13 protein-coding genes and 2 pseudogenes are annotated in these 14750 nt (G+C 46.6%); 4 read left to right on the forward strand and 11 right to left on the reverse strand.

Annotation, left to right across the window (positions count from 1 at the left end; genetic code table 11):
• Position 1 precedes the first annotated feature (1 nt).
• Genes J2Z66_RS15705 through J2Z66_RS15715 form a run of 3 tightly spaced genes read right to left on the reverse strand, consistent with a single transcriptional unit; the run spans position 2 to position 5825 of the window.
• On the reverse strand, positions 2-4189 hold the full coding sequence (locus tag J2Z66_RS15705) for a type I polyketide synthase (RefSeq protein WP_209972377.1): 4188 nt from the start codon (positions 4187-4189) through the stop codon (positions 2-4).
• Between the two features lie 40 nt (positions 4190-4229).
• Complete coding sequence (locus J2Z66_RS15710; protein ID WP_209972378.1) at positions 4230-4931, reverse strand: 4'-phosphopantetheinyl transferase family protein; 702 nt, start codon at positions 4929-4931, stop codon at positions 4230-4232.
• Positions 4932-4970: 39 nt separating this feature from the next.
• Positions 4971-5825, reverse strand: coding sequence for a patatin-like phospholipase family protein (locus J2Z66_RS15715; RefSeq protein ID WP_245375590.1), 855 nt, complete (start codon positions 5823-5825; stop codon positions 4971-4973).
• A gap of 307 nt (positions 5826-6132) precedes the next feature.
• On the opposite strand from J2Z66_RS15715, the pseudogene J2Z66_RS44290 reads away from it, so the two are divergent.
• The 4 genes and pseudogenes from J2Z66_RS44290 to J2Z66_RS15725 all read left to right on the forward strand — a co-directional run.
• Positions 6133-6360 (forward strand): annotated as a pseudogene (locus tag J2Z66_RS44290) (response regulator); the annotation flags it as partial.
• Positions 6337-6442, forward strand: a pseudogene (locus tag J2Z66_RS44295) (DNA-binding response regulator); the annotation flags it as partial. The pseudogenes J2Z66_RS44290 and J2Z66_RS44295, both read left to right, overlap by 24 nt.
• Positions 6443-6486: 44 nt before the next feature.
• Complete coding sequence (locus J2Z66_RS44300; RefSeq protein WP_446686402.1) at positions 6487-6768, forward strand: winged helix-turn-helix domain-containing protein; 282 nt, start codon at positions 6487-6489, stop codon at positions 6766-6768.
• Positions 6765-8177: a sensor histidine kinase gene (locus J2Z66_RS15725; RefSeq protein WP_209972381.1), complete on the forward strand. Its 1413-nt coding sequence runs from the start codon at positions 6765-6767 to the stop codon at positions 8175-8177. Before J2Z66_RS44300 ends, J2Z66_RS15725 begins: the two co-directional genes overlap by 4 nt.
• 159 nt (positions 8178-8336) lie before the next feature.
• Here the strand turns inward: J2Z66_RS15725 and J2Z66_RS15730 are convergent, their stop codons facing one another.
• The 8 genes from J2Z66_RS15730 to J2Z66_RS15765 all read right to left on the reverse strand — a co-directional run.
• Complete coding sequence (locus J2Z66_RS15730; RefSeq protein WP_209972382.1) at positions 8337-8525, reverse strand: hypothetical protein; 189 nt, start codon at positions 8523-8525, stop codon at positions 8337-8339.
• 370 nt (positions 8526-8895) lie between these two features.
• Positions 8896-9360 (reverse strand): DUF8821 family protein, encoded by a 465-nt coding sequence (locus J2Z66_RS15735; protein ID WP_209972383.1) that lies wholly within the window; start codon positions 9358-9360, stop codon positions 8896-8898.
• Between the two features lie 257 nt (positions 9361-9617).
• Positions 9618-10316 carry a transglutaminase-like domain-containing protein gene (locus J2Z66_RS15740; protein WP_209972384.1) on the reverse strand — a complete coding sequence of 233 codons (699 nt, stop codon included), beginning with the start codon at positions 10314-10316 and terminating at the stop codon, positions 9618-9620.
• A gap of 29 nt (positions 10317-10345) precedes the next feature.
• Positions 10346-11113 (reverse strand): helix-turn-helix domain-containing protein, encoded by a 768-nt coding sequence (locus J2Z66_RS15745; RefSeq protein ID WP_209972385.1) that lies wholly within the window; start codon positions 11111-11113, stop codon positions 10346-10348.
• Positions 11114-11306: 193 nt separating this feature from the next.
• Entirely contained in the window at positions 11307-11912 is a 606-nt protein-coding gene (locus J2Z66_RS15750; protein WP_209972386.1) for a 2-phosphoglycerate kinase, read from the reverse strand.
• 201 nt (positions 11913-12113) lie between these two features.
• Positions 12114-13061: a carbohydrate ABC transporter permease gene (locus J2Z66_RS15755; RefSeq protein ID WP_376774412.1), complete on the reverse strand. Its 948-nt coding sequence runs from the start codon at positions 13059-13061 to the stop codon at positions 12114-12116.
• 73 nt (positions 13062-13134) lie between these two features.
• Complete coding sequence (locus J2Z66_RS15760; protein ID WP_209972409.1) at positions 13135-13992, reverse strand: carbohydrate ABC transporter permease; 858 nt, start codon at positions 13990-13992, stop codon at positions 13135-13137.
• A 14-nt stretch (positions 13993-14006) separates the two neighbouring features.
• Positions 14007-14750: DUF5696 domain-containing protein (locus J2Z66_RS15765; protein ID WP_245375579.1), on the reverse strand; the 744-nt coding region annotated here is incomplete at its 5' end.

A 14750-nucleotide genomic window follows, 5' to 3' on the forward strand; every position in this document is an offset into this window, starting at 1 on the left:
ATTAGTTCTTTTTTTTTTGCCCGTTTCCCAATAATCCGTTTAAATAATCTACAATTTCTCCAAGTGTATGCAGGACAGCCAATTCCCCTGGCTGCACCTCAGGCAGATCCGGCACTCTGTCTTGTGTGGCTGACAGAATCTCCACCCGCTTGATCGAATCTATCCCGAAGCCTGATTCAAGCTCTGTGGTGAAATCAAGCATTTCCACCGGGTAGCCGGTTTTCTCCGCCACGATTTCCAACATAACTTGCTTCAGCTGCTCCAATGTATGTACGGGTTCCGCTGTAACCGTTGAAGCTGTCTCGACCCCGACCGCCACCATTTCTGCTGATCCCAATTGCGCTGCCCCTATTGCTTCTACTGCGGCGGCCGGCCGTTCCCCATGTCCATTCATGAGCTTGCCTATGTAACGGGAAATTTCACCTAATGTATTCAATGCCGCCATCTCACCAGGCTGTACTTCTGGCATTTGTGGGATTCGTTCTTGCAGGGCGGACAAGATCTCCACCCGCTTGATCGAATCGATTCCGAGGCCTGATTCGAGCTCTGTATCCATATTTAGCATCTCTGCCGGGTAGCCGGTTTTCTCCGCCACGACCTCTAGCATAATCTCATTGGTATCCATCTTATGCTGTATCGCGAATGCTGTAACGACCTGCGGTGCAATGGTCAGTGGTGCACTAACCGGCGGTGCAGCCATCCTTGCGTGTGTCGACATTTCCACTGGTATTGAAGCTGGTATCGGAGCTGCAGCCATAACTTGTACCGCAGGAACATGCCCAATCGACTGCAATGTTGCTGTCACTTGTGGAGCTGCCTGTGGAACTGCCTGTGGAGCTACCTGTGAAACTGGAGCTGGCGCAGCTGGCATTATGCTCGGTGTTGGCATCGGAGTTAATGTCGGCATCGGCGTCAAACTTGGCTGTAATACACTTCGCTGCGGGGACACATCGCTTGCAAGAGAACGTTGCAAGGGCGCGTTCCCATTGACTAGCGAGCCTAATCCGGCAAGCGTCGTTTCCGCCGTCCTCAGAAATGCGATATGGCTGTCGGCCATCACGCTTTGGTAAGCCATATGGGCTTCAACGGTCTGCTTTTGCAACTCGGCAATTATCGTTAATAAGTCTAAGTTAGCAGTATGATTGTTGTTGTTCATGAATTCCTCCTGGTCTTGAATGTAATCTGCAGGTATGAATGTTATTTCATCTTTATGTGTTGTTTGCGATGTAGTGCTATTAGGGACAGGCAACTCGGTAGGTAAAAGCAAAGGCAATGGTGATGGCAATGGCTCGGCTTTAACCGGGGGCACAGGTTCCGGATTCGGCTTGGGTAAACCGGCCGCTCCTGCTTCAGGCGGGTATATCTTGCCATAATTCACTCCGTTGACAGGCAGTACAAATCCGCGTTTAGCGGGTTCTTTCTTCTCTGCCACAGGCGCGTAAGCGGTCCAAAAAGCGGACAAATCCATCGCCACACCGGATACGATTAGCTGCGCCAGAGCATGCCACAGGCTTGTAAGCCCATGCCGGCCTTTCCTGTCCATGGCAACGGCTAAGTGCGGCCGGCCTTCCAGGCACTGACCGACTAGTCCGGTCAAGGCCGATGCCGGTCCTGCCTCGATAAAGGTGCGCACACCTTGCTCGTACATCGCCTCCACTTGCTCTTTAAACAATATCGGCTGGGCAATTTGCTGCGCCAGCTGCTCGCGCATCGCATCTGCTGCAGCTGGATATGCACCCGCATCTTTATTCGCTAATACCGTAATGCTTCCTTGTTGAAATGTGCATGCCTCTAAATATTGCCGAAACGGCTTTACCGAGTTCTCCACTAGAGGAGAATGGAACGCCGTCGCAACAGGGAGCCGCTGATAGCGTAAACCCTTCTCAGACAACACGTTCTCAAGCGCGGCAATCGCAGTGATTTCCCCCGAGATGACCGTCTGTACCGGACTGTTACGGTTTGCAATGGAGACTCCCCCGCGAGCGGCTTCGGCAGTGAGCCATTCGGCAAGCTCTCTGTCGTGAAATACCGCACTCATGGCCCCTTCGGCCACGGCCACTTCAGCCATTAGTTCCCCGCGTGTCCGGGCGATACGCAGCATCGTCTGCTCATTGATCGACTGCGCGGCACATAAAGCTGTAATTTCCCCATAACTGTGTCCGGCCAGCATATCCGCTTCAATACCTGCCATCTGCAGCACACGCCATGCGGACATGCTCATGGCGCCTATCGCCGGCTGTGCCCACTGCGTCGCCCTTAATGCCAACTCTTGAGCCCTCAGTTCCTCATCCGTAAACACCGGCTTCGGAAATACGATGTCATGCAGCTTTCTTTGAACGGGAAAAGCCTGTGCAGAAGCTGCAAGATCCCATACCGCCCTCGCCTCGTCGAAATGGATCGCTAAATCCTTCCCCATGCCGACATATTGGCTTCCTTGACCAGGAAATACCATGCCGATCTTCCCTGGGGAAGCACCAAAAGCATAATAAATACCCTTGCGCGATAATGCGGCCAGATCAATTTGTTCCTTGAACATAGGCGCAACGAATTGCAGCTGATCTCCTAACTCCTGTAGGTCAGCGGCCACAATACACAGTCTGGCTTGCTTCGCTGCTGCCAAGCTTTCCTGACTGATTCTGGCGTAATCGGCAAGTGTTCGTTCACTTTGAACTAATTCTGAAATCATTTGCAAACATATTTCCATTAACTGCTCCGGCGTATCGGCGCAGAGCACGATCAATTCTGCCGGTGAGCTGCGAACCTTCCATGCCTTGTTTCCTGCTCCGGTATATTCTTCTAAAGTCACATGGAAGTTACTCCCTCCAAAACCGAAAGCACTTACAGATGCACGCCGGGGATGCTCTAATCCGCGGATCCAAGGCCGTGTCTTCGTATTCAGATAGAATGGACTGCTCTCGATATTCAGCTTTGGATTAGGCCGATCCACCTTAATCGTCGGAGGATATACTTTATGATGCAATGCCATCACCGCTTTGAATAACCCGGCAGCTCCTGCCGCACCTTTCGTATGACCCACCTGTGATTTCACCGAACCTAGAGCACACCATTGTCTGTCCGCCCGCTTGCCGTCATCGAAGACAGATGTGAGACCGTCGAATTCGGCGGCATCACCTGCTTTTGTGCCTGTACCGTGAGCCTCTACCAGTTCAACCGTATGCGGACCGTATCCGGCCATATGATAAGCTCTGCGGAGCGCTTTGGCTTGCCCCTTAGCTACCGGCGCATAGACACTTTTGGACTTACCGTCAGAAGAGGAACCATAACCTTGCAATACAGCGTAGATACGATCTCCATCTTTCTCCGCATCCTCAAGCCGCCGCAGTGCCAGCATGCATAATCCTTCGCCTAGCATCGTTCCATCTGCCTGATCGGAGAAAGGCCGACAATCGCCTGTCGGTGACAAGGCAGGAGTTTTGCTGAAGCTCATGTACGTCATAATATTGTTGAGTGTGTCTATGCCACCTGTAATCACCAAGTCAGAGTGGCCCGCCTGCAGTTCCATGATGCCCATAGTCACCGCTGAAAGTGAGCTGGCACATGCGGCATCGACGACACAGTTCGTACCACCGATATTATAATGATTGGCTATTCTACCCGCTATCACATTGCCGAGTAAGCCCGGAAACGTGCTTTCGTTCCATGCAGGGTAATGAGCGGCGATCCGATCGCAAATTTCCTGCACTTGCTGCTCTGGCAAGCCGCTCTCTCTTAACGACTTTACCCAGACAGGCCGCTGAATTCGGCTGCCCATTTCAACCGTAAGCCCCGTGGAGCCTGCCGCACCGAGAATGACGCTGATCCGTTCCTTGTCCATTTTGCTAAACTGTCCTTGAGCTGCATCCTCAAATACTTGCTTGGCCACCATTAAAGCCAACAACTGGCTGCTGTCTGTCGAGGGCATATTATTCGGCGGAATCGAATACTCCATAGAATCAAATTCGACCTTGGAGAGAAATGCCCCCCGCTTCGCATACGTCTTGTCGGGGGCAGTTGGATCCGAATCGTAATAATCTTCAATTAACCAATGCGAGGCAGGGACATCACTGAATAGATCTTTTCCTGCCATAATATCATTCCAAAACCCGGAACTATCCGTTGAACCTGGAAAAAGCGCTCCGACGCCTACTATAGCGATCGCTCCAAAGTCGTTCTTAGACGGCACTAACATGCTTGGATCCTCCCAATATTGTAATTAACCAAATTCATTACTATAAGTTGGATAAGTATGCAGCCGCAACCGCCTCGCCCGAAACCACTACAGGCTTCTCCGGGAATGCATCCGTCTTCGCACACACACATAACTTATATTGATCGTCTATATCATAGTGCCTTAACCGCCAATCATAGGCAGCCGATTTCGAACGCAATTTCATGAATTGACCCTGCTGTCGGATCGAAAAGTGATTAAGCCCCATGGCCATTCCCCTGCCGTCAGCCTTGATCAAGCTTTCTTTACCCGTCCATAACATGTAGAAATAATCCAGTTGCTCATCCTCCGGTTTTACCTTTAAATCTTCATATTCCTCCGGCGAAAAGTACTTCGCAGCTATCCCCAGATCCACCGGCAGGATTTGCTGAACATCAATCCCAACAGCAGAGGTATGCAGCACACAGACGATCCATTGTCCGGAATGCGACAAATTATAACAGGGAGCCTGCTTGCCCCATAGATGCGGCTTGCCGAAAGGGTCCATATAGAAGTCAATTTTCCGGGGATCCAGTCCCCATCTTTGAACGGCCAAGCTTCGAATAAGCAGTTCCGCCAGCAATGTTCTTTGTGCATCGTCTTTTTTACGAAATTTATGTATTCGGTCTAGCTTATGCTTCGGCAAACTGATCAAGCAATCGTTATAAACAGCTGAGGACAACGGCTGCTCCAAATAGGCTGCATGAACTTCCAGCTTTGTCATAGTAAGCACTCTCTTCCCAACTGTTCTGTCAGGCATTTACTACCTGGACATCCAACGCTCCAATGCATCATAGGATTGCTCGGCATCGCTATAGCCCATTTTATACATCTGCTCCAGTTCCACCGGGTTACGGCCCATACGATCAAGCCCAATCATTACCGAAGGACGCAAAATGAACAAGCGGCCTTCTGCTTCCAGCCGCTCCATCTCATCTATGATCTTGTTGTAGCGTACATAGCGCTGCATAATAGACTCAACAAACAAAGGGTACTTCGAATAGACCCACCTGGCAGGCAGATCCAACCTTGAACGCTTCTTGCGATATCCCTTCTCCTTGACCAGCAATACAACCAGTTTGCCATATCCATCATCGATCGCTTTTTGCAATGGAAGGGGCTCAGCCACCCCGCCATCGAACAAAGTCTTGCCTAGCCATTGAGCCGGTTTTGCGACATAGGGCAAGCTGATAGCGGCCGTAAGCTGCTGTTTCAAGGTTTCCTGATCGGGTGTGTCTTCCTTCGTGTAATAGACTGCTTTTCCAGTATGAGGATCCGTTAGCACAAAAGTTAATTGCTCCTCTGATTGAAAATACTTCGTATAATCGAAGGGATACAGCTCATTTGGCACTTTATCGAAGAGAAATTCGAATCCAAAAACACTGCCCTTCAAAATCCAGTTCCGATAACTGATGGCACGATGATCTTTGGCTAAATCGATCGTTATCGATTTAGCCCTCCCCGGCTGGCGAGATATATAGTTCGTAGCGTGCCATGCACCGGAAGAAACCCCAATCATATATGGAAAGTGCAGCTCGCGTTTCATCCAGTAATCTAGGACTCCTGCCGTGTAAATGCCTCGCATCCCCCCGCCTTCCAGCAAGAGACCTATGTCCATCCCCAATCCCAATACCCCCTGATATGATTGCACGTTTTTCAAAATGTTCAACGTTATCCACTAGACTTATGATTCATTATAATAGATAAAACAGTCACACATTCTTAATGAAATCTTAAGGCTTTTGTCGATTACTTTTCTTAATAGATTCTTAATGAATAGCATTAAATATGTATTTCTCTATTTATTATTGTTATGATCTGAGTGTGATCAAGATTGGCCCCATGTCCTAGAGAGGGAGGAATGATTCACCATCAATCAAATTTTAATTGTAGATGATGAACCCGAAATTCGTCAGTTAATCCGGATGCATTTAGAACAAGCAGAACTTCAAGTCATAGAAGCCAGTTCAGGACGACAAGCCATTCAATACTTACAGGAATATCCCATAGAATTATTGATACTGGACCTCATGATGGAGGATGGCAACGGCTTTGAGGTGCTGCAATATTTGCGAGATGCCAATGCTGCCTCGTTAGTCATTGCGCTCAGTGCGAGACGTGAAGTGCAAGACAAAATCTTGACGCTCGGATTAGGTGCAGATGATTATGTCACCAAGCCTTTTAGCCCAGTGGAATTGGTTGCTCGTGTGCAAGCACAGCTAAGGAGACATCGCCCTCATTCTTCGTATCCTGCCAAGATTCTACGTTTAAATAAATTAGTGCTGGATATTGATAATTATCTTTTGCGAAATGATGGAATTTTAATTTCTGTAACCCCGGTTGAGTGCCGGCTTTTAGAAATGTTCATGCAAAATCCAGACCGCGTTTTAACCAAAAGAGAAATTTACAAGCAGGTCTGGAATCATGAAAATTTTGATGATAACAATTTAAGTGTTTTTATTAGCAGACTGCGAAACATTCTTGAACCCACGGAGGGCTCGCCTCATTACTTTCACACCATACGTGGAATTGGATACAGATTCTCAGGAGATGGACAATGAAAAGTCGAACCAAGCTTTGGCTGCTTATGCTCATTAGTGCAATCATCAGTTTTCTTTTGTTTACTTCACTTAGTCTCTATATAGGTAAAGGAACTAGAGGTTACGGTCTGAATAGCCTGGACGCCCTCTCGAAAGAAGTCCTTGATACGATTGCAACGCGTCAAGCTTTTCATGTCGAAGACATAACGCCAATACTGGATAATGTTCATAGCAACCATCCTGATATTCGTTTTGAATGGATTTCAGCAGATGGATCGACGATTTATGATACCTTCGGAGAGAAGAAAACCTATGACTTTGGGCAGCTTGCAAATCGAATGCTTTATATGCCCCAGAACCTATGGGGGGTCGACGAGCTAGTTACGCTTATTTATTCCATTAGCCAAGAGGATCAACCCTATTATTTGCTCATAAGCTTATCCAATAACGATATGAAAAACGGGCAAATTTATATTTTCCTGCGTGGTTATAAAGTCATATTTAATCTTATGCTGCCCTTAGTTGTTGCTTTATTAATTCCCTATCTGCTATCTCTATGGTTTTTCTCTTCCATGAACAAACGCATCAATAAGCTCAACCATGCTATAGGGCAGCTTAACCTCCAAAGTGAAATTACTGTACTAGAGGACACGAAAAAGGATGAAATTAGCCAGCTCACTGCGCATTATAACGCCATGGCTCGCCGTATTCAAAAGCAGGGCGAACAAATCAAGCAATTTGACAACAGGCGAAATCTGCTGCTGTCTAACCTTTCCCATGATCTTCGCACCCCACTAACGATGATCTTGGGCTACGCAGAAACGATTCGCGCTGGATTGTATAAGGATGAGAAGGAACTGCAAGCGAGTGCCAAAGTTTTGCTGCACCGCTCTCGTTATATCGATAAGCTATTAGATCAATTGTTAGATATTACCCGGCAGGATGAGGGGAATTTAGAGCTTCATGTTGAAGTGCATAATTTATCTGAAATGATGCGCAAAATTGCGGTAGACTACCTGATGTTTCTTGAGGGGCAAACCTTCACGGTTGAAGTAAATATCCCTGATGAGGATATCCAAGCCTGGTTTGATGCTTCATTAATCGAACGTGCGCTGCGAAACCTGTTGGACAACGCGATCCGTTACGGATCAGAAGGCCATTATCTTGAGATCGGACTTACGGAAAAGGATGATGCCCTATTCATGGCTGTTATCGATAAAGGACGCGGCATTCCCTTACAGGATCAAGAGCATGTTTTTGAACGGTTCTACCGTGTTGATGGCAGCAGAAAAGGCGAAGGACTCGGCATTGGACTCTCCATTGTCAAAGAAATCATTGCCCTCCATGACGGATCCATTACCTTGACAAGTGTCCCTTTTGAAAAGACAGCGTTCGTGATCCAGCTGCCAAATCATCAGCGTAAACAGTAACGTTGGTGGTTCGGGGAGGGAATGGCTGTGGGCTCCAGCCGCTGTTAAAGATTTGTTCCCTTGAATGGAATGGATGTGGGGGTTGGAACAAATCTTTAAAGGCGGGCGCTAACGCTCTTCCGCCCACAGCCATTCCCTTCTCAGCTACAATCGCACGAATCACACGAACACCAAGCTCAAACGGACTGCCAACAAGGGTTTCTCTCTTGATTGGAGAGGACTTCTCCGCAGGCCAAGCTGCTGGGGCAGTGGGACTAAAGAAAGGAGGGGCTCTGCTACTTTAACGATGTTTTTCATCGTTAAAAGCTCCAGATCCCCTCCACAACTTGCTTTAACGATGAAAAACATCGTTAAAACCCCTTTTAATCCGCCGGAGAGGTCATCCGCCCTCTTTTAGCGATGAAAAACATCGTTAACGTGACTGGTTGACCTGGTAGACTGACTTTAACGATGAAAAACATCGTTAAATGGAGCACACCGCACACGGTCATTTCGGCGGAGGTTCGGCTGCTGCTAGATTACTAAAACTTAACCTTTCTAATCAGTTTAGAACAAAACAAGGGTTACTCCTAAGCAGTTTATTACAACCGCCTCAGAGTAACCCTCCGTTTATTATGACCTACCTTCTCATTTGCCCTAGCATTCTTAGCCATACCATTGCCCCTCTAGCTCTGAGGCAAAAAGTGGATGGATTCCTCCAATTGCACTTCTGCTTACTTTAATATTCTTTTTTAATTACAAAAAACGAACCCCGAATGGTTCCAGCTAGTTTAGACTTCTGCCTAGCAAACTTAAACTTCTCTTCCAACTCCTTTGGTATCTCCATCCCCTCCGAAAGCTTAAAACCAACGGCCCGCTTCTTAGGATCATCAACCGTATACATGACGTTGACCTCAAGACCATCCTCATAAAAGACATAGGCAAATTTGATATTTTCCACCTGAAACTGTGACGTTTCTAATGGTTTGGCCGCAAACTCAATATCACGTTCTTCTTTCAAAATTCGGCTCACATAATCAAGGGTCTCCTGGCCTTCGCTAGCTTGTACAACCGTAAATTCATGCTTGTATTTGTTCATAAAGTAACGGGCTTCATTAGCACGTAAACCAGCAAGCGCTTCTACTACAGGTGAAGACTCTAAACCAAGCGTAGACACATTATTAAAATCAACGATGTAAGACATTTCCATCTCTCCTTTTATCTCATTATTTCCAAAAAAGCTTGCCGTTATTTATGATACGGTGAGCTACAGATTCCAACAATTTACGTGCCTATTCGCCTATTAAGCAGTGTAGACAAAATGTCTACGAAAACGCAACCTTCGTTATGAATCTTCCTTCATTGAGCAGTACTGTCACATCTCATTTCGTACTATCAATATTAGGCACTCCACATGTGTTGAATACCCATTTTGTCCAGCAGACTCACTTAGTACGCAGATTACCCCTGCCTTATGCGATCGACATTCCGGTTCATCAGATGCCGAACAACCCAGCTATAGATCGTTTTCCTAAACGGACTGAGCCCTTGCTGATGAACGGAGAAGAATGCATCGGGACTGTCGTAAATCCCAAAATCCTGAACGATTCCTTCTTTTTGCACGTAGGTATCATCTTCGTTCCAATAAATTTCCGGGTTTTGAAAATTATCTGTTGCAACGCCATAACCGCAAAATGAACCCGTACACTGTTCGAATTTTTGCTGAAGCTTGGTCAAATAGGGAATATCCAGTATAAACCCTTCGATATTCAACCACTTACCTTCATAAAGCACTTCAACCCAGCTGTGAACGATCTCCCGGGGCGACAGCTGGTAATACCACCCTTTCATCGCTCCCTTTTGCAGCTTCTTATCAATGGTAAATCCATGCATACGGCAAGGCACTCCCACGGCCCTTAGCAACGCCATAAAAAGCACACCCTTTGTATTACACTGACCATAGCCATTCTGCAATACTTCCGATGCCGGAATATCATCCGCCCTGTTATAGCCGAACAGGATTTCGTCACGGACGTAGTTATAAATGCCAAGAATTTGTTCCTTCCTAGACATATGATCCCACTGGCGACTGTGAATGACTGGCCGGATCAATGGATGAGAATAGTTCAGCAATTCCGTTTCCTTCAAGTATGCACTCATTGGAAACACCTCCTGCACCAATTGTAAGGTTAATGCGGGCAAGAAACTTTTAAAAAGACGCTATCTTTGCGAATATCCTTCGCCGTCATTCCCAGCAACCGCTTGCTGGTGGCGGCTAAATGTGACGGACTGTCAAATCCTGCTGCCATAGCCGCATCCGTAATGCTGAGCCCTTCAAAAATAAAATAAGTTGCCTTCTGTAGCTTGTGCAGCAGCATGTACCCGCTAAGCGATATGCCTGTATTTTCTTTAAAGAGATGCGACAATCTGCTGTTGGATAAACCTATTTGCCGGGCGTATTGACTTACGGAATGTTCGGAGTCGGTGCAATCTTTTATCAGTTGTATCAAATCTCTTATTCTCGGATCAACAATAGCTGTATTTACATATTTTACGCCCAATAGCATCATGAGTTGTCCCAGAAAAGAAAGATAGCTGCCCGTATCCTTAACGCCAGCATACTCGTTTTGCACAAATTCGCGAATGATCTTCATCATCCCTTGCGGAAATACATGATACTGCCGACCCTCTATATATCGCTTAAAGCTTGCTGCCATCTCAGAGGTGCTGTCCATCAGAAGAAGCATCAAAGGGTGTTCCGCTCCTTTTAGCCGATGAACGACGTTGGAATTGATAATGATGCCTGGACAACTCAAGCTTTGTCCCTCTACATCAATTTCAAATTCGTCCGTTAACGAAAGGGTCACCTGTAAAAATGAGTGTCGATGCTCTTCCGCATCAATGGAATTTGATACCACCATCAAGTGATGCTCCGCTCCATACAAATTCATCATCATCTAATCACTCCATGCTCATCTCTTTATGGACTCAGCATTCCTGCACATCTGACATCACGGCTCAATGGTCAAGATTTAGCACAGCAGCATCAACGTTCAATTCGAATTTCTGCTTTACCACTAACGATGATACGGTTCAGCTTAACAGGTCTATCGGCGAAAAACGCGCCGCGGCGCGATACTTGAACAGCTGTTATAGGATGTCATCGCCCTCTTTGAGTTTACTTTCAATTTTTTGTTTTTGACTATCTATATAGGTATACACTTTAATCATTTCTTCCTGATAATTCTTATCGATTTCAAAAAACTTCTCCCCAGTTTCCACACATCTTCTCCTAAACTCATCATTTTCTTCCATATATGTTTTAATCGCAAATTCTGAAGTATCCTCTTCTTCTAGCCTCCCTCTACCTTCTATAACGCTTCTATATTTTATTATTTTCGATTCAAAGTTCTGTTCAATATATCTAGTAGAATATCCCAGGAAGATGGATATGATTTTGTCAGCATAAGGTTTCTCAAAATCATTCAAATAGTGTGGTAGTATATAACACCCTTCAATAATGATACTTTGATTGTTTTCAATATTAGTCATAATGATTCCTTTAATAATTGGCCATAATTTATCTCCAATTACTTCAGTACTATCCAGAGGCGTGAAACCACAATTGCTATTACTCCTATAAATCCCCATTTTTAGGTGATCGATAGAAAGATATGGCACCTTATATTTTTCTAATAATTTCTGTGCCATAAATGTTTTCCCCATATAACCATTTCCGCTTATTAAAATAATCATTATATATCCTCCACCACATTGATATAAAAGTTTTAGTAATACCTATCATACCAAACCATGGAAAATAGTCGACGATTTTTCTGTTTAATCTGATTGAGTTGCAATTTAGAAAATAGCTAACAAGCGCCCCAATACCCGGTTGGTTCTGTCGAGTATTAGGGCGCTTGTTCAGCATATTATGTCTAACAAAACAATATTGAATTACTCCACCAAACCCGTACGCTCGATGCCTTCAACGAACCAACGCTGCGTAAACGTATACAGGACAAGAGGCGGAAGGACGATCAGAAAAGAAGTTGCCATCTTGAGAGGTTCGTCGAAAATCGACGGTCCCAATTCCGCCTCCCGCTGCGCAAGCGCTGCGGAAATTTGCGATATGCCCATCGAAAGAGGCACGTCCTGTACTCCCTGCAAATACATGCTTGGCAAATAGTAATCATTCCACGTCCAGACGAACGAGAACAGAAATACGACGAGAATCGCCGGTTTAGCTAGTGGCAGCATAACCTTATAGAAAATGCGGAAAACGCTGGCACCGTCGATCTTCGCCGCTTCCTCCAGTTCCTTCGGCTGAGTAGAGAAAAACTGGCGGTAAATGATGACAAACAATGCACCCTTCAACCCGTGTCCGAACAATGCGGGCAGCACGATCGGAATGTACGTCCCGATAAGACCAAATTGGCTGGCCGTGATCAGATTCGGCAAAATTGTAACTTGAATCGGGACGATAAATGTAAAGATCAGGAGTATGAAACATGTTCGTTTGAAAGGAAACTCGAGCCTGGCGAACGCATATCCCGCCACTGCGCACGATACAGTCTGCAAAACCGCAATCGTAAGCGAGAGAACCGTACTTATCGTAAAGGCGCTCGGATACCTCAGCCTGCTCCAAGCTTCCTGCAGGACACCGGTATAAATCCTCCTCGGCACCCAGGTAACAGCGGGATCAATCAAGTCGGCCGAGTTTTTGACCATAGTCGTAATCATGGATAAAATCGGGTTTAAGTAAATGTAGGCCACGTCAATCAGTATGAGATAAATAAAGACGCGGAATATGAGTCCTTTATCCACTTCTTTGCCAACAATCACGTTTCGTATCTTGGCAAGTCTCGCCCTCGAATCAAGACCGTTTGTATAAATCGTTCGGATCGTCGTTATTAACCGGGTCACAACTCATCCTCCTTGCAAGCTGAATTACAGAGCAAATGTTTATTTCCCGCCATCAATCGGCCGCCCCCATACCCGAAGCCTTTTGCACTTTCTGAAACACCCACAGGGCCATTCCGAGGAATACGAGTATGATCACGAAGTATATCCAGGCCAGAGCGCTTGACTGACCGTAATTGCTGCTGGTCACCTGCGATAAAATCGGGTTTGTCGGAAATGTAAATAAATCGACCGTCGTGTAAATAAGATTGAGCAGAATGAACGGAGTCATGCCGGGCAGTGTAATTTTCCAGAATACTTCCCAGGGTGTCGCGCCGTCGATTCTCGCAGCTTCGTAAACCGAGGCGCCGATCGTTTGCCTTCCGGCCAAGAAGATCAGGATCTGTACGCCGGAATACCACAGGATCAGGACGAAAGATCCCATTACGGCAACTATCGGGCCAGCCCAGGCCCCCGACATGTTCTCCGACACGAGCGAAGCGATGTTATACCTTTGGAGAAAACCAAGGTCCCCTTTGCCTTGCGTCATGAATTCCTGCACGACCTCCCCGGTTGTGAAAATAACGGGCAGAAAAAAGATGGAGCGGAACAAGGCACGTCCCGGAAACTTCTGATTGAGCATGATCGCGACAAGCAGCGAAAAAATCAGTATGATCGGAAGCATGAGGAGCGACTGGCGCAAAAAAGGGAACAGCGAATTGTACAAAATCTCTCCGTTCTCCAGCAAAATGTACTTGTAATGCTTGAGCCCAGCCGGGTGAACCTCGATGCCCGTACTTATAATCGTTACCTGATGGAAGCTCATATAAAGCGAGTATCCGAGCGGGAACGCCATGAATGCCAAAAAACCGATGACCCACGGGGCTATGAACAATGAGCCCTCCAGCTTGCGGATCGCTTGGCCGGAAAGCATCCTTCTCTTGGCTGTCAAGGTGCCTCACTCCCTTCCACGATCAAGTAATCGAGCGGTTTCACAGCTATTTCACCGCTAGTGTAAGTCGCGCTGCCATAGTTAACGATGATGCGTTTACCGCCGGCGTATGTGGTTTCTTTCACATCGGCTGCAAGCGTACGATGGCCAACAATGAATTGGTCCTGCACATCGCCAAGCGCTTCGTTCATTTTCCGGTACTCTTGAACCGCATCCGTTTCCCAATTTCGGAAGTCCGGACTGTATAAGTGAAGCTTGTAAGCATCCTTGAAGTTTTCGGCGTTCTCATAAATAAAAATGAAAGAAGGAGCGGAACCGTATTCCAGATCGCGTAAAAATTGTTTACGGTATTCCTGACGATCGTTTGCGTAGGAAGACGTATACTGGACAAGCCCATGAAGCGCGATCTGAATAAATGGGACGGCCGTTCCCGAAAAAGAATCGTACGAGTAATCATCGATCAAATGGTCGATTGTGCCGACATAAGGAAAAGCGTAGCTTCCCGAACCGTAACCGCGAAGGTCTAGTGAAGCGTCTTTGAATTTTTGCATAAGCGCTTGCTGCTTCATCCTGCTTTCCACTCGACTAAGTGGGTAGTTCGTATTGAAATCGCTGAATACCGATCGGCCCAGGCCCATCGACATATTGCCGTCAACGTCAACGCCGAGCGTAACGCCGTCGGCGCCAAGCATTTTAAAATATTCGATATCATGGTCCAGCACTTTATCCAGATAGCCCAA

The organism is Paenibacillus eucommiae, assembly GCF_017874215.1.
GTDB classification, from domain to species: Bacteria; Bacillota; Bacilli; order Paenibacillales; family NBRC-103111; genus Paenibacillus_AI; species Paenibacillus_AI eucommiae.